Raw genomic sequence first — 14,989 nt, 5'->3', positions numbered from 1 at the left:
CAGCCGGCCAGCGCCTGCAGGTCAGGCAACAAGCCCGAACTCGGCAAGCACCGAGGCCGTGTGCTCCCCCAGCAGCGGAGCCGGGCCATGCGGCCGCACGGTGCCCGCCAGGCCAGGCAGGTTCGCCCACGGCAACTGGCCAATCCCTGGCTGCGCCACATTGCCGAACACGCCGGCCTGCGCGCACTGTTCACTCGCCAGCATCTCGCGCGGATGCGCGACACGTCCGAACAACACATCGTTCTCAGTAAAGACCGACTCCCAGTACGACAGCGGCTTCTGCACCAGCGCGGTAGCCAGGCGCTGGCACAGTTCGGCCGCGCGCGGCAGGCGGCCCGCGCTGGTGCGCAGGCTCGCATCGGCGAGCCAGTCGTCGAAACCTAGCACGCTAGCCAGCCTCACGAACATGGCGTCGTTGAGCATGCTCACATAGAGCGCACCATCCGCGGCCTGGAACAAGCCCGTGGGCGCGTTGGCGGCGGCCATCTCGGCGTCCGGGAACATGGCATCGTCGAGCATCAGGTAGGACTGCAATGCCGCGCTCGCTTCCAGCAGCGACATCTTGACGTGTCGTCCCTTGCGGCTGCGCGCCGCGCGGAACAGCGCCGCCGACGCATGCTGCGCCGCGTACAGCCCCGTGCTCAGGTCCACCAGGAAAAAGCCAATGCGGCGCGGCTGGCCGGCCGCGTCGCGATTCACGTGCATCAGGCCGCTGAAAGCCTGGATGGTGGTATCGACGGCCGGCAACGCGGCCAGCGGACCGTCCTGCCCGTAGCCACTGATCGAGACATAGACCAGCGCCGGGTTGTGCGCGGCCAGCGCCTCATAGCCCACGCCCATGCGCTCGGCCACGCCGGGGCGATAGTTCTGGATGACCACGTCGGCCTGCTCGGCCAGCCTGCGCAGCGCCGTCCGGCCGGCCTCGGTGCGCGTATCGAGCACCACGCTTTCCTTGCCGGCGTTGTACGCAATGGCGATCGCCGTCATCCCTTCGCGCGCGCGGCCCATCTGGCGGCCCCAGTCTCCGGCGGGCGGCTCGACCTTGATCACGCGCGCGCCCTGCTGGCGCAGGATCAGGCCGCAGTACGGGCCGGCAATGCCCTGGCTCAGGTCCAGCACAGTCAGGCCGGCGAGCATCGGCTCGTCGTCGCGCGCCGCGGCTGCCGCAGGGGTCTTGTTCATGTCTGTCTCCGGTATATTTTTTGACGGCTTGCGCCGCCGCGTCACGGCATGTCGAGCATGACCTTGCCGATGGCGCGGCGCGACATGGTGGTGTCGACGGCTTCGAGCCACTGGTGCAGGCCAAAATGCTGCAGCACCGGCTTCGGCATCTCGCCATGCGCCACGGTTTGCATGATCTTGCCCACCACCTCCTGCACCTGCGGCGCAAAGCGGCTGCGCTCATCCGTCAGGCCCCAGCCGATGTAGTAGCCGTAGTTGAAGCCGATCATCGACAGGTTCTTGACCAGCAGCAGGTTGGCCGGCACCTCCGGAATCCGTCCACTCGCGTAGCCGATCGACAGCAGGCGCGCGCCCGGTGCCGCGCAACGCAACGAGGCATCGAAGAGATCGCCGCCGACCGGGTCGAACACCACATCGACGCCTGCGGGCGGGCACAGCGCCTTGACTTCGGCTGGCAGCGACTGCGGATCGGATGTCAACGCATGCACGGCGCCATTGCGCACGGCGGCCTCCCGCTTGGCCTCGGTGCTGGCCGTGGCGATGACACGCGCGCCCATCAGGCGGCCCACGTGCACCGCTGCCGTCCCGAGCGAGCCGCTCGCGCCGTGCACGAGCATGGTGTCGCCTGGTTGCAGCGCGGCACGCCATGCGAGCGCGGCCCAGACGGTGCCGTAGGTGATGGGCAATGCCGCGGCGCTGGCCAGGTCCAGTTCATCGGGCACCGGATACACGGTATCGGCGGCGGTCACCACTTCCTGCGCGAACCCGCCCCAGTCCAGTGCGGCGGCCACGCGCTGGCCGGGCCGCAAGCGCGTCACGTCGGGCGCCACTTCGATGATGTCCCCCGCGGCCTCTGTGCCCGGCGTGAACGGCAGCGGCGGCTTGCGCTGGTATTTGCCTGATACGAACAGGCTCAGCGCAAAGCCCACGCCCGCGTGCCGCACGCGGATGCGAACCTGCCCGGGCGCCAGCGGGCGCCGTTCGATACGCTGCAGTTCCAGTTCGCTCCAGTGACACCAGCGGGAGCACACCAGTCCAAGGTAATCGCTCATTGCGTGCTCAAGCCTCCCTCATTCCATCGCGATGCCGACATCGCGGATGATGCGGCTCCATTTCTCCTGGTCACTCTTCATGACCGCGGCAAACGCTTCCGGCGAATTGCCGACCGGCACCAGGTTCAGGTCCTTCATGCGCTTCGACACCTCCGGCATCCGCACGATGCGCGCGACCTCTCGCGACAATGCATCCACACGCGCCTTGGGCACGCCTGCCGGGAACATCAGGCCCATCCAGGCATCGGGCTCGAAGCCCTTGTAGCCGGCCTCGCGGAACGTCGGCACGTTGGGCAGCAGTGCCGAACGCTCGGCGCCGGCCAGCGCGATGGGGATGATCTTGCCGCTTTGCAGCAGCGACATGGCCGTGCCGACCGGGACGAGCCCGATCTTCACATGCCCTGCGGCCAGGTCCGTCACCAGCGGCGCGCCACCCTTGTACGCCACATGGGTCATGTCCAGCCCTGCCTCGCGCTTGAACAACTCGCCCAGGATATGGCCCGTGGTCCCGGCGCCATAGGAGCCATACGGATATTTGCCGGGACTGGCCTTGACGAGTGCCACCACATCTTTCAGCGTGCGCGCCGGGAAATCCGACGACACCGCCAGCACGGTGTAGGAAACGGCTACCTCGCTGACCGGCGCAAAATCCGCGATCGGGTCATAGCCGATGCGCTGGTACAGCGACGGGTTCTGTACATGCGCGGTGAACGTCAGCAGCACGGTATAGCCGTCCTTGTCCGCGCGGGCGACATACTTGGTGCCCGTGGTAGTGCCCGCGCCGGGCTTGTTCTCGACGATCACGGGCTGGTTCCAGGTCCTGGTCAACTCCTGTCCGATCAGCCTTGCCACGGCATCGTTGACGTTGCCGGCCACGGACGGGACCACGATCGTCAATGGCCGCGATGGATACGCGTCGGTGTCTGCCGCCATGGCGGCGGTCGCGGCCACGGCACTCAGCATGATGCCCAGCAAGGCGGCACGCAGGCGCGCGCCGCGTGCGGCGGATTGGTTCTGCATTGGCTTGTCTCCTGTGTATGGCGCCTGATTTTTTTCGTGCATCGACTGTCAGCGCCTTGGCCGGAGTCTATGGCAGCCGTCGGGCTGGCGCGATTCCCGCTAGTACCGACGCGATTCCCGGCAGGAATGGCCCGCCAACGGCTGCTATACAATGCCCCGACCCACTCTTGCGCCCTCTCCAAACCAACGCGATGCGATTCGAGGACCTGGAAGCCTTCCTGGTAGTGACCCAGCATGCCAACCTGCACCGCGCCGCCACCGCGCTGGGCGTGACGCAGTCCGGCCTGTCCAAGACACTGGCGCGGCTGGAGGCGGAGGCCGGCATGCCGCTGTTCGAGCGCACCCCGCGCGGGCTCGTGCTGACGAGCGTGGGCAAGACCGTGCATGGGCATGCGCGGCGGATCTCGCTGGCCGCCAGCGACATGCGGCAGGAGCTGGCCGAGCAGCGCGTGGCCAAATCCGGCACGGTGCGAATCGGGGCGATCCCGTACCTGGTGCCTTCGTTGCTCTCGCCGTTGCTGGCGCAGTTCTTTGTGAGCCGGCCGCTGGCCGTGTTTTCGATCGAGACCCACCTGAGCGCCCGCTTGCTGGCGGTGCTGCAGAACGGCGACGTCGACCTGATCCTGGCCGCGCGCCCCACCATCGTTCCCGAAGAGGTATGTGGATTGCCGCTAGGCCCACTGACGATGCAGATCGTGGCGCGCAGCGAGCACCCACGCCGAGCGCGGTTCCACACGCTGGCGGACCTGACCGAAGAACGCTGGGCCGTGCCCGCGAGTTCGCTCTACCTGCGGCAATGGCTTGAGGAACGCTTCACCGCCGTGGGCCTGCCGCCGCCGCGTGTTGCCGTGGAAAGCACGGCATCGCCGGTTGCGTTCGGCGAATTGCTGCGCCATTCGGACCTGCTCGGCATCATGCCGCCACGCATCCTCAAGCAGGCAGAAGGACAAGGGCTCGAGGCCATTGAAGGCCCCGGCATGGCGTGGCAGCACGAACTGGAGATCTTCTGGCGTGCAGAGGGCTATCTGTCGCCGATATGCCAGGATTTTCGGGATGCGGTGGTGGCGTGGTGCGAGCGGGCGGATATTTGAGGTCTGGAGGTCTGCGGCGACCTGGATTCAGCTCTGCTGCGGAGCCGTTCGCCTGATGGGCTCCGACCCGCCCAGTTCGAGCATGTTGTCCCGGACTTCAATCCTCATTGGGTCTGTCTTCTTCCACTGCGCTTTCGGGATCGCGAGTTTCCACACGGCATCCTTTCCGGCTTCCCGAAACAACGCGACCACACCGACATATTCGGTGTCATTCTTCATGGGTTCGCTGATGCTCACCGCAGCGCCCGGCCGGAGCACCACATCCTTGACCGCCAACAGGTCTGGCTTCAGCAGTTCGAGGTCGGCGGCCTGAAGCTGTTCATAGCTGAGCTGTTCAAAGCCTTGCGCGTTCCTCAGCTGATAGAGCCTGACCACCGTCGACAACGATCGTCCGCCGCCGCTGGGATTCAACGACGACCGGCTGACGAGATCGAGGTTCATGGTCTTGACCTGGGTCGTGAAGGCCCATTTTGCCGCCTCCACCGTGCCGTCCTTCACCGCCTGCCCAACGCCGCAACCGGCCATAAGGGTGGCAAGGAGCAGTGCGGCACCGTGCTGGAGCTGTCGCCTCATCGTCTTTATCCTCAACGTTAATCAAGCTACTGTTTCGCATTCGTTTGCGTGCTGCGGGCTCGCACCTGCGTGCGGCTGTTGCGAGCTGCGCCCATTCCAGATACCGAGTTGCACGCGCGTTGTTTTTCGTACGGCGTTTCCCGCGTCATTAACATCTGTTTTCGCACGGTGTTCGAGTAGCGTGGTGTACCCCAGGCTTACCTGGTCCGAGTTCAACGCCGGGACTGGCATCAGCGCCGGCCTCACCTGCATCTCCAGATGCGCATGCGCTGCATAGCCGAGATAGAAGCGCAGCAACGCCATCACTTCCCTGTGCATGGCCCGGCCTGGCATCAGGTCCAGCACCGATTCGCGCGTCTGCGGCGTGATCACCACGCGCACGGCATTCGTGCGATCGTAGAAACCACGTCCCAGCACACAGTTCTCGCCGAGCGGCATGCGCTCGCTCGCATCAAGTTGCACCCACACGGGATGGAATTCCTCCACCGCGATGTGCGCGTCCGGCACTGCGTGCCGGAGCACGCCGGCCAATCCCTCGGCGGTGCGCGTGCGCTGGCTGGCCAACCCCAGCATCGACAGCAACTTGCGCGGCTCGACGGTCTCCTGGACTCGACCCTGCCCGCCGCCCTGCTGGCAGAAGCCCAGCCCCAGCAGACCTAGCAGATAGCGCGAAACCTCATCCTGCCCACCCGGCCGGAAGCCCACCGGATAGCGATACTTGCGCGCGACACGGTAGAACTGCGTGACGATGCGGTGATGGAACAGATCCAGGAAAGCCGCCAGCGGCTCCGCGCCATCGCGGCGCTGTGCAATCTCGTCCACGAAGTAGGATGGCATGCGTGCGTCGACGCCATACAAGCCCAGGAAAGTCGTCCGAACCACAGGGGGCCGAGCGGGGAAGTCGCTGTCGCGCTCAACCGATTGAATCTCGCGTCCAGGAAAACCCAATCCCCCTTGCGAGCGAAAACGCACCGGTTCGTTGGCCGGGGAATCGGTCGAGCCAAGCGACGGCCGCTGCGGCGCGGACAGCTCGATCAGCTCGCAGAACCGGAAGAAGTTCATCTGTGGCGCGTCGGCGAGCAACGCCGGCAACAAGGCGCTTGCAGGCGCAGATGGCATCGTCAGGTCCGGCGCGTTCAAAACGGCGCCCCCTCGCCCTTGCTGTCGAGCCACGTCAGACGCTTCCCATCTGGCTGGGACACAATCACCAGGCGCGTATAGAGATTCACGGCGGCGTACAACGACAGGAAGCGATTGAGCATGTCTCCAAACAGTTCTACGTCGCCCGCGCCCGCAAAGCGGCTACTGTCTAGCGTCACCTCGATCTCCACGCCGCGCAGCAACCCGCCCTTGACGAGCTTCTGCAGCGGCCGATGCCGCACGTCCATGATGGCATCGATACGCCGCCGGTTCAGTTCCCCGTCGGTCCAGTCATACAGCGCCAGGCTGCCGCGCAAGACCTCGGCGTCGAGCAATGAAAGATAATTCGGCGCGAGGTGCGAGAGCACGCGCCAGTGGAAGCGGTCGCCGGTGGGCGGATAGACCGGCAGGGTTGGTGCGGTCAGGTTGCGCACCGCGCCGATCTTGGCAAAGCCTCCGCGCATGCGGGTGATGCCAGCCTCGCGCAGGCCCTTGCGCGGCAGCATGCCGTTGGTGCCGGTAACCGACAGCGACAGCGTCTCTTCGGGCACCGACTGCTGCTGGTCCCAGGCGTGGCCCCCCAACACGACCCAGGTGTCGAAACGGCCGGATGGACCGCGGCGCACGCGGGTGTGGAAATAGCGCTCAGGCATCTCGTGGCGCAGCATGCCGCCCCGGTGTCGGAAAGCGGCAAACGGCGCGTACTCGAAACGCCTGCCGTTGCCCGCCTCGAAGCCCCGCACGGTGTCAACCGAATAGGCCTCTACGTGCTGCCCGTGCCGCTCCATTGCCCGCACACGGTATTCGGTCTCGAAGTGGGTGACGGTGACCGGGTCCGCTTCCAGTTGGAACAGGTTGATGATCGGTGTGCAGAAGAGCCGCACATTCTCGGCCGAGAAGCGCATGTCGTCCGGGAACGGCCTGGCCAGCACCACCTCCACGTCGAAGTGCGCCGCGTCTTGCGGAATGGCGTTCATGTCGAGCCCGACCAGGTCGACGAACATGAACTTCTCGGGGAAGGTGAAGTACTCCAGCAGCAGCTGATAGCCGCCAAAGGCGTTGTCGGGCTTCGGCCATAAGCGCTCCTCGGCTGCGAATCCCGCAGGCTCAAGGTGCAGATCCGCCATCGGCCGAGGCGTGCCGGGCCGGTCGGCGGGGTAACCTGGGACGCGCACCTGCACTGCCAGCGGCTTGGCGGTGAGCGCCGCATAGAGCGCCAGTGCCAGCGGACGGTCCGCATGGAAGTAGATGCGCAGACGCGGCACGGCCCACGGCTCGCGGCGCCCCTGTGTTTGCAGCGCAAGTCGCAGCCGGATCACGGAACGGCCATCCTCGCGCGCGTAGGCATTGGCCTCGGTCAGCCGCAACGGGTACAGGTCCACCGCTTGCGTGGTCCGGTAGATGCACTCGACACTGTCGCCACCGTCGCTTGGCCGGGTGCCCAAAGCGATAGGATCGGACGTGACTTCCAACCCTGCCGGCAGCGTCTCGTGCCGCTGCACCGACGCGCTGTCCGGCATCAATTCAAGAATCGACAGCGATGGAATCATGCGCAGGTAATGCGGCCAAAGCATGCTGACGAGCCCTTCGGTCAGTTCCGGCAGTTCGTCGTCGAGCTTATGGCGCAGCCGCCCCATCAGGAAGGCGAAGCCCTCGAACAGCCGCTCTACGTGGGGATCGCGCTCACCGATGCGGTCGATATTGAGCATCCGCGCGCGGTCCGGAAAGGCCTGGGCAAACTCCTTGCCGGCCTCTCGCAGGTAGCGCATTTCTGCCTCGTAGTAGCGCAGGATCTCATTGTCTTGGGTCGGATGGTTCATAAGACAGATAGTTGGCTCGTCATCTGGACGAGCGCCACGGCGCGGGCCGGGTCAATGGCGGTGAGTTCGCCTACCAGGGTGTCGATGCGCTGAGCCAGCGCCACCTTGTCCGCGTCCTTGCGTTTCATGCGCGTCTTCAGCAGTCGCAGCTGTTGCTGCTTGGCTTCGAATGCAAGCACCGGTTCCCACGCGGACAGCTGGTAGCGCTGGGTGGGCTGATCAAGAGCGGACAACAGATGCAAGGCCGTGTCGGCCCGGTCAGACCGCTCGGCGACACGCGCCATCACAAGTTGCCGTATGAAGCGGTCACGCTCGCCGTCCTGTACCGGCAAGGCTTGCAGCCACGCCAGGGCGGCTTCAAGGCCCTGCTGAGCGGCGAGATCCGTTGCCTGGGCTTCAGTCTCCGCCCAGTCCGTGCTGGCGGATGCAACGGAAACCGGCGCCATGGCCTCGCCGCGTTCGACATCGCGAACGGTGGCATAACGCGCAATCCACTGGAGCGTGGTGTCATCCGCGAACGGTGTGCCATCCGTGAAGGCCAGTTGCTCGAGACCGGGCAAGCGTTCGAGCATCAGCGCACAGTCGGTCGCCAGCAGGTCACGCACACGGGTGTACTCGCCGCCCGCTTGGTCCTGCGCGGTGAAGGCGTAGTACTGCAAGTCCAGCCAGAAATGGTTGGCCCCTTCGGCGAAGGCCTGCTCGACGCGGTCGAGCAGTTCCGGCCATTGCCTTTGCAGCAGCAGGCGCTTGAGTTGCGCGCGCAATTCGGCGCGCGGCGCCACGAGGCGGGTTCTGCCGCTCGCCTCATGCGGTGGCACGTCGGTCAGCGTATCCCAGCGCACGCAACGCATCAGGCGGTAGGCGCAGAGATAGCCTTGAGGCTGCTCGCGCAGGAAGAACGCCATCTGCCGCGCGCGGTCAAGCAGGTCGCGCACAGACGCTACTTCACCGGCTGCAGGCAGGGACGATGACGGCGGGGATGGGTAAGGTCTTGTTGGTTCGCCCGAGCCCGGGCTCACTGTGGCCGACGGGGACTCGAGCCGGGCTTCGAAGCGGCGGAAGAGTCCATCCAGTGCCGGGCGTGCCGTCTCCGGCCACTGCGCGGTGCGCTCCAGGATCAGCGCGAGCGCCGACAAGGTGCGCTCGAGCGGCGCATCGGTGAGGCTTTGCACCCGATCGAGCCGATCGGTAAAGGTCGCCCCCGCCAGCCATTCGAGCGCGGCCTTGCGGCTCTCGGCACGGGCGGGCAGCAGCTGCGCGCCAAAGCGGTCGATCAGCGCCGAGAGCAACTCGAAGCCATCGCCGATGCCTTCGGCACCGTCGCGGCGCATGCGGGCATAGACATAGTAGACGGCCAGCCGCACGTCCTTCGCGTTGGCCTTGAGCAGGCGCTCGGCGGCCTCGACGATCAAGGTATCGTTGATTCCCGATAGCTTCGCTACCTCCTCCTTGATCGCGAGGAAGTCGTCGTCGTAGCGGGGATCGTCGCCGACGGGAGCATCCGGGCGGATCGGTTGCAGCCACGGCTCCCAGCGAGCCTGCGTGGACCGAGCCAGGTCCGCGGGCGCGCGGGAGCCGAAGAGCGCATTGAGAAGGTTGTTGAACATGGTGTTTCCGCCTCTACTTCCGCGTGGCCAAGTTGGCTTGCGCAATGGCCTGCGGCTCGCGGCCGACGAAGATGCGCGCCGGCAGCACGAAGCCCCGCAGCGCCAGCATCTCCAGCGGCCCCTGGCCGACTTCGGTGCGCATCTGGTAGCTCAGGGGATAGACCACTTCGGCCGGCGGCGGCAGTTTTGCGGCCCGGGCCGTCAGGCTTTCGGGATCGTAGCTGTCTTGCTCGCCCCCTTCGCCCGGACGATCGTTGCTGCCGGTCTTCGTCGCCTTGGTGTCCACGTGTGTATCCGGCATCCCCTGCCAGGTCAGCTGGTAGGTTGCGCTGTCCAGCGGCTCGACCCGCGCCCGCTCAAGCATACGCACCAGGCCCCAGCGGCCGCCGAACTCATAGCTCTTGTTGGTACCGGCTTTCTCGGTCTGCCATTGCAGGCGGGTGCCAAGGTCCTGGGTATTGTTCGCCCGCCACGCCATCATCTGCCAGGTTTCGCGCTGGTTGTAGTAGTGCAGCTTCTGCCCATCGAGCGTCAGCAGCGTGTCCGTCAAGCCGGGCGTGGGGATTGGCTTGAGTTCGAAGCGGTACTGCGGCTCGCCTTGCGCCAGCATGTGGGCGGCGATGCGCTGCAGAGTGTTGATCGCCTTGAGGAACGCCGGATCGAAAGCCAGTGCCTGGCCGCCGGTAGCAGCCGGCACCCATTGATCGCCCTGCAGCTCCAGCACGCCGGCCAGTTGCGTGCCAAGGAACGCTGCAATCAACCCGGTCTGCGGGCGCAGGAAGCGCGCCAACTCTGGCAGCGAGGCATCATTCGCTGTGTCGGCGAACGGATAGCGTCCGGCGAACGCGCGGCCCCACGTCATCGCGATGCCTTGCCGCCAGGCGTCGTTCAGGCTCGCTTGCGCAGGCTGCAACACGGTCTGCGTAGCCTGCGCGATGGGTCTCACGAACAGCGCCTCGCCCATGCCTGCCCATTGGCTGCCGAGGCTTGCCGCCATCAACTGCGCATAGGCCTGGGTGTCGGCCAACTCCGAGCCCTTGCCCTGGAACAGCGCCTGCGCCATCTGCCGGGCCTGCGCGTCGGCATCCGCGCTGTTGCTGATCTGCTGCAGCCGCAGGCGCAGCGCCGTGGCGCGGTCGAGGAAGCGTTGCAGACTCAGGTCTCCATTGACGCCGGGATTAAGATTGGCGCTCTGGCCCTGTCCTACCAGCCGCAGCACAGGGCCGAACGCGGCGCCAAGCGGGCCCGCCGTATCGGGCTTGATCGCCTCGGGACCAACATTCTTCTTGCCGAGCAGATCCTGCGCCTTGGCTACCAGCGTGTCGGACAGGGAATCCTTCCGGGCACCGGCGCCGCCCTGGTATTCGAGCGATTTCATCAATGCGATCACCGGCGACTGGCGCGTGTCCGCCATCAGCTTGAGCTGGTTGATCGCGGCCGGCAGCGTGGGCGCGGGCTCCCATTGCAAGCTATTCATGAAGCCCTGCCAGCGGTCTGCGTAGTCGGCGAAGTATTGTTCGGTCAGAGCCGCCTGCAGCGCTTCGGCGGAGCGGCCTGTTGTCGGTTGCGTCTGGGGCTTGCCGTCGGTCAGCACCCAGTCGCTGGCGATCTCTGCCCGCTTTGCAGCCGTCTCGATCGCGGGGGCGACATATCCCTCGTAGGCCTGGCGGGTAAAGACGCCGGGCATGATCGCCGCCGTGCGCAACAGCCCGCGGGGATCAGCGCCTGATGTGAGCGATACCAGGTTCTGGTCAGGGTATTTGGTGCGGCCGTTGTCATCGAAGGATTTGATGATGCCCTGGTAGACCGTGTCCTCGGCATTGCGCTCACCGATCACCGCCAGCAAGGTCTGGCGCGCACCAGCCACCAGTTCAGGCCGGGGCTCGATGCGCCACGCCGGATTGGCCTTCAGGTGCTGCGCGTAGAACCTGAGCAGGCGTTCGGCGAGATCCTGCTGCTCGCCTGGCGTGATGCGCGCGTCTGTGGACCAGTGCTGCGCCAATTGCGGGGCAAGGAAAGCGGCGTCGGCGCGCTCGGGGTTGGCGAGCATCAAATACGTCTTGAGTTTCTGGTGGCCGCCGAGCGCCCAGCGGCTGGTTTGCTCGTCGAGCGAGTCAGTTCGCATTTGCGCGAGATCCACCAATGATGCCTCCAGGTCCTGTTGCACGGGAGTGATGAGTAACTGGCGGCTGGCCTCCATGTAGGGCTTCCACAAGGCGTCGAGGGCGGCGCGATCGCGATTCAGGCCGAAGCGAGTCGCCAGCGGTGCGTGATGCTCGGTGCGGTACTCGTAGCGCTCGATCTGCTGCTGCAGGGCCAGCAGCGCATGCAGGCGTGCGGCGGCATTGGGGGCTGATTGAACGTAGGTCACGGTCTGCCGGGCGGCATGTAAGTCGCGCCCGTTCAGTACCCCGGACATCAGCATGCCGGCGCACCACAGACCGATCGCGGCCAACGCAACGGTGGAGAACACTGTAACCGGGTGCCAGCCGATGCGCCGGCCCGGGTGGCGGCGAGCGGCTTCGCCCAGGTACTGCCAAAGCGGCAGGTCGGCACTGGTCTCGCCGTTCGCATCGGCCGCAGCGGGGCTGGGATATGGCGCGAATACGATGCCGTTGAGCGCGATGCGCCCGCGCTGGTTGTCGACTATGCCGCCGATCCAGTCGGCGAGCGCCTTGGCACGAGTGTCGAGCCGCACGGAAAGCTCGCCCATGTAGCGGTCGCGCTTGTTGCGGATCAGTTGTTCGATGCTGCGATCCGACAGTTGATCACGCAGGGAAGCAAGTGCTTGCGCGATGGCGTCTGTGTTCGCTTGACGCGGCAGTTCACAGCCGATTACCGGCGTATTGCCGTTGGCTGCTGCGTCGGTCTGCGCGACATCGAGCAGGTAGACCGGGGCGGACCAGTGCAGGACTTCGGCGATCCGGGCCACGCTGATGCCGTAGGGGACGGTGCCGCGGCGTTGCGCGGGCAGATCGGACTCGCCATCGGTGGTGAGGATGACCGCATCGACCGGGCGACGGCGGCGTAGCTTGTGGAGTTGCTGAAGCCAATCGTTATCCGGCTGACCGTCCTGGCCGCTCTTGCCCCATAGCAGCACCGCATCGGCGGTGATCAGCACACCCTCCTCGGCGAGACCAGGAAGCAGGCCGCGAATTACGTCATCGTCGCCGATCAGCAATAGCCACGGCTGGCGATATCGCCAGCGCATGCCGTATGCACCGCGCAAACGCGATTGCAGCAGTTCAAAGGCTTGTACCGATGCTGGCGACGGCACGGGCTGCATTGCCTTGGGCGCGAGGCCATTACTTGAGACAAACTCGCGGAAACGCAAACGGAATGTCCGCAAGCGGAGCGAATAGACGAGTACGCCAACGGCTGCAACAAGGAGCGCGAATACAACGGCTTGGCGATGCTCGCGCAACCAGGACTCCACCTCGTCAACAGAGAAGAACAGCAAGGAGGTGCATGCTGCCAGCAATGCACTCGTCACGATCAAGAGAACCAGCCAGAAACGTCCAGTTTTCACGCTTATCAACCGCTCAATGAAAGAAACATGACGGCCAACGCCGTTGGCCGCCTCGATCGCCTGCCGACGATCAGCTCACGACTGCTGCCTGCGCCATGTAAAAAGATCCACTGCACTGATTCTCGGGCTGACCGACACGCGAGAGCGTGATCAATCCCTCGTACCCGGTAGCACAACACTGATCGGCTCCAGACAGCGATGCGGCGTGGCACGACATCGCCAAGGCGATCCACTCCCGCAGCGGCCCCGGCACGCCGGCGAACTGATCAATGGCAGTGGCGTCGATCTTCTCCATCCCCTTGCCGGTCGCGGCATTCGCAGCAGACCACTGGATGAGCAAGGCGTCTATCGCCGTTTGATCCAGGCCGCTCAGCCATAATCTGGAAACGGCAGGAAGATCACGGTGTGACGCCTGCATGGTCACGATGTCATCCTGAATGGTCCTAACCGTGGTTGGCATCGGCCGATACAGCCACGCCATGGGCTGGATGTCCATCGATTCGGCCATCGCCTCGGGCATCAACAGCACGGCCGCCCCTGCTTCCGTGAACTCGCATGGCAGTTCGTTGCCCCACAACTGCGTGGCGACCACCAACTGACACTGCGGCCGTTGCGCGTCAGCACTCCGAGAAAAGCAAACGGCTGGCGACTCGTCCGCTTCTGGCATTGGTTTCATACCGCGCACCTTCCCATCGCTCAGCCCTTCGAGTACATCTCTGATGCCTGGAGCGTCGTCCCACCGCGTTGTACCGATGACGGCCGGCGCGACGATCTCCAAACCTGGCGGAATCCGCATCAGCGCATGCCCTAATGGCCCAAGAAGCGCGGCAACCAACGCCGTCCGCCGGTCTTCTGGCTCGGCATCTCCGTCGAGACGTTCTATTTGACGGTGACTGCCCGGATGCGCCTCCGTATCGCCGGACGCGTCGACAATCCGCTCGACCAGATCGGCATCCGGCATCACCACAGCCGCAGCGATGATCGCGACGCGCCGCGCACCCCACTGGCGCCACTGCCCGCTCACCGCTTCGCACTCTGACTTCAGCACAGCCGCCGCCTGGCAGGCATTGGCATGCAACAACATGCGCACTGCGAAAGCCATCATCCAGAAGAGAATCGGTATGCCGGCGAGCGCGCCCCAAAACCGAACACCGCCGGCCGGCTTAGCGGGTGGCCAGAGCGCCAGCGTGGCACAAGCCCCAATGACAAGAAAAGCTGCAAGCAGCACGGCCCATCGCCACAATCCCGGCGACGGTGGTGGACCAGCAACCGTAAGCGAAGGAACTGGCCAAGCCATCGGCTACTCCCCAAATCCCGTGGTACTGGATATCAGGCTGCAACCGCACCCTGCCTTGAAGCCATGCAGTGCAACCTGCTTGCTATCAGAGAAGATGCTGCCTTCTCCCGGCATGATCGATGTCGTGCCTTGCCCCTTCCTCGGGCAGGAAACAAGATCGCCAACCAACGCTGCAGGCATACCATCAATGATCATCGTCGAACTCGCGGTTTCAACATGTCCGCCATGGTCGGTCCTGTCTCTCAAGCGAATCACACCTCTCATCGTTGCCTCTCTTTCTGGTCATTGTCTGGTCATTGGCTTCCAGGCACATCCAAGCTCAGTTCGACACCGCTGTGCCATATCCTTTTCCCAACGCCTTCACTTCCGGCAGCGCCGGCGTCGTGGCGCGCAACCGCATGCTGCGCAGCAAGCCTTCGAAGCGCGGCAAGCTCTGTGCGAACGGCGGTGGATCGGATTCCAGCTTCTCCTCCTCCGTCACCTGGTTCCGCGCGAACGTGCGCATCCTGATATCCAGCCACGGCAACGCCTGCGAGTCCCGCTTGCCGTTAGTGCCCGCGTACAGCGTGTACACCTCGTAAGGCGCCCGGTCGAGAACCCGTTTCAACTGCGCAGGCGTGTAGTCCGCGCGGGCATTCGCCTTGCGCTTCTCTTCGGCGTCCAGGCCGTTCACCCGCG

The 14,989-nt window shown here is 65.2% G+C and carries 11 protein-coding genes and 1 pseudogene; 1 reads left to right on the top strand and 11 read right to left on the bottom strand.

The window, feature by feature from the left end; genetic code table 11:
* Positions 1-21: 21 nt before the first annotated feature.
* The 3 genes from AC3FKH_RS29805 to AC3FKH_RS29795 are packed head-to-tail and all read right to left on the bottom strand — an operon-like array spanning position 22 to position 3,254.
* Positions 22-1,182, bottom strand: coding sequence for a CaiB/BaiF CoA transferase family protein (locus AC3FKH_RS29805; RefSeq protein WP_488679294.1), 1,161 nt, complete (start codon positions 1,180-1,182; stop codon positions 22-24).
* 41 nt (positions 1,183-1,223) lie between these two features.
* Positions 1,224-2,234, bottom strand: a complete 1,011-nt coding sequence (locus AC3FKH_RS29800) for an NADPH:quinone oxidoreductase family protein (RefSeq protein WP_488679292.1) — start codon at positions 2,232-2,234, stop codon at positions 1,224-1,226.
* A gap of 18 nt (positions 2,235-2,252) precedes the next feature.
* Positions 2,253-3,254 carry a Bug family tripartite tricarboxylate transporter substrate binding protein gene (locus AC3FKH_RS29795; RefSeq protein ID WP_488679291.1) on the bottom strand — a complete coding sequence of 334 codons (1,002 nt, stop codon included), beginning with the start codon at positions 3,252-3,254 and terminating at the stop codon, positions 2,253-2,255.
* Between the two features lie 191 nt (positions 3,255-3,445).
* Between AC3FKH_RS29795 and AC3FKH_RS29790 the strand changes: the two genes are divergently transcribed.
* Complete coding sequence (locus AC3FKH_RS29790; RefSeq protein ID WP_488679375.1) at positions 3,446-4,345, top strand: LysR family transcriptional regulator; 900 nt, start codon at positions 3,446-3,448, stop codon at positions 4,343-4,345.
* Positions 4,346-4,372: 27 nt separating this feature from the next.
* Here AC3FKH_RS29790 and tssJ read toward each other — a convergent pair whose 3' ends face one another.
* The 8 genes and pseudogenes from tssJ to AC3FKH_RS29750 form a co-directional block, all read right to left on the bottom strand.
* Entirely contained in the window at positions 4,373-4,918 is a 546-nt protein-coding gene (gene tssJ, locus AC3FKH_RS29785; RefSeq protein ID WP_488679290.1) for a type VI secretion system lipoprotein TssJ, read from the bottom strand.
* Positions 4,919-4,939: 21 nt separating this feature from the next.
* Positions 4,940-5,980 carry a type VI secretion system baseplate subunit TssG gene (gene tssG / locus AC3FKH_RS29780; protein ID WP_488679374.1) on the bottom strand — a complete coding sequence of 347 codons (1,041 nt, stop codon included), beginning with the start codon at positions 5,978-5,980 and terminating at the stop codon, positions 4,940-4,942.
* A 74-nt stretch (positions 5,981-6,054) separates the two neighbouring features.
* Positions 6,055-7,878, bottom strand: a complete 1,824-nt coding sequence (gene tssF / locus AC3FKH_RS29775) for a type VI secretion system baseplate subunit TssF (protein WP_488679289.1) — start codon at positions 7,876-7,878, stop codon at positions 6,055-6,057.
* A complete protein-coding gene (tssA, locus tag AC3FKH_RS29770; protein ID WP_488679288.1) occupies positions 7,875-9,485 on the bottom strand; it encodes a type VI secretion system protein TssA in 1,611 nt (536 codons plus the stop codon). Before tssA ends, tssF begins: the two co-directional genes overlap by 4 nt.
* Before the next feature lie 13 nt (positions 9,486-9,498).
* Positions 9,499-12,696, bottom strand: coding sequence for an ImcF-related family protein (locus AC3FKH_RS29765; RefSeq protein ID WP_488679287.1), 3,198 nt, complete (start codon positions 12,694-12,696; stop codon positions 9,499-9,501).
* A gap of 388 nt (positions 12,697-13,084) precedes the next feature.
* Positions 13,085-14,242 (bottom strand): hypothetical protein, encoded by a 1,158-nt coding sequence (locus tag AC3FKH_RS29760; RefSeq protein WP_488679286.1) that lies wholly within the window; start codon positions 14,240-14,242, stop codon positions 13,085-13,087.
* Positions 14,243-14,314: 72 nt separating this feature from the next.
* On the bottom strand, positions 14,315-14,575 hold the full coding sequence (locus tag AC3FKH_RS29755; RefSeq protein WP_488679285.1) for a PAAR domain-containing protein: 261 nt from the start codon (positions 14,573-14,575) through the stop codon (positions 14,315-14,317).
* A gap of 55 nt (positions 14,576-14,630) precedes the next feature.
* Positions 14,631-14,989, bottom strand: a pseudogene (locus tag AC3FKH_RS29750) (hypothetical protein); the annotation flags it as partial.

This window comes from Cupriavidus sp. 21MJTG02-4 (assembly GCF_057798975.1).
This window is presented reverse-complemented; position numbering and strand designations above follow the sequence as displayed.

Coding starts and splice junctions, on each gene's coding strand:
- AC3FKH_RS29805 (WP_488679294.1), bottom strand. CDS start 1,182: ATGAACAAGACCCCTGCGGCAGCCGCGGCGCGCGACGACGAGCCGATG.
- AC3FKH_RS29800 (WP_488679292.1), bottom strand. CDS start 2,234: ATGAGCGATTACCTTGGACTGGTGTGCTCCCGCTGGTGTCACTGGAGC.
- AC3FKH_RS29795 (WP_488679291.1), bottom strand. CDS start 3,254: ATGCAGAACCAATCCGCCGCACGCGGCGCGCGCCTGCGTGCCGCCTTG.
- AC3FKH_RS29790 (WP_488679375.1), top strand. CDS start 3,446: ATGCGATTCGAGGACCTGGAAGCCTTCCTGGTAGTGACCCAGCATGCC.
- tssJ (WP_488679290.1), bottom strand. CDS start 4,918: ATGAGGCGACAGCTCCAGCACGGTGCCGCACTGCTCCTTGCCACCCTT.
- tssG (WP_488679374.1), bottom strand. CDS start 5,980: ATGAACTTCTTCCGGTTCTGCGAGCTGATCGAGCTGTCCGCGCCGCAG.
- tssF (WP_488679289.1), bottom strand. CDS start 7,878: ATGAACCATCCGACCCAAGACAATGAGATCCTGCGCTACTACGAGGCA.
- tssA (WP_488679288.1), bottom strand. CDS start 9,485: ATGTTCAACAACCTTCTCAATGCGCTCTTCGGCTCCCGCGCGCCCGCG.
- AC3FKH_RS29765 (WP_488679287.1), bottom strand. CDS start 12,696: ATGCGCTGGCGATATCGCCAGCCGTGGCTATTGCTGATCGGCGACGAT.
- AC3FKH_RS29755 (WP_488679285.1), bottom strand. CDS start 14,575: ATGAGAGGTGTGATTCGCTTGAGAGACAGGACCGACCATGGCGGACAT.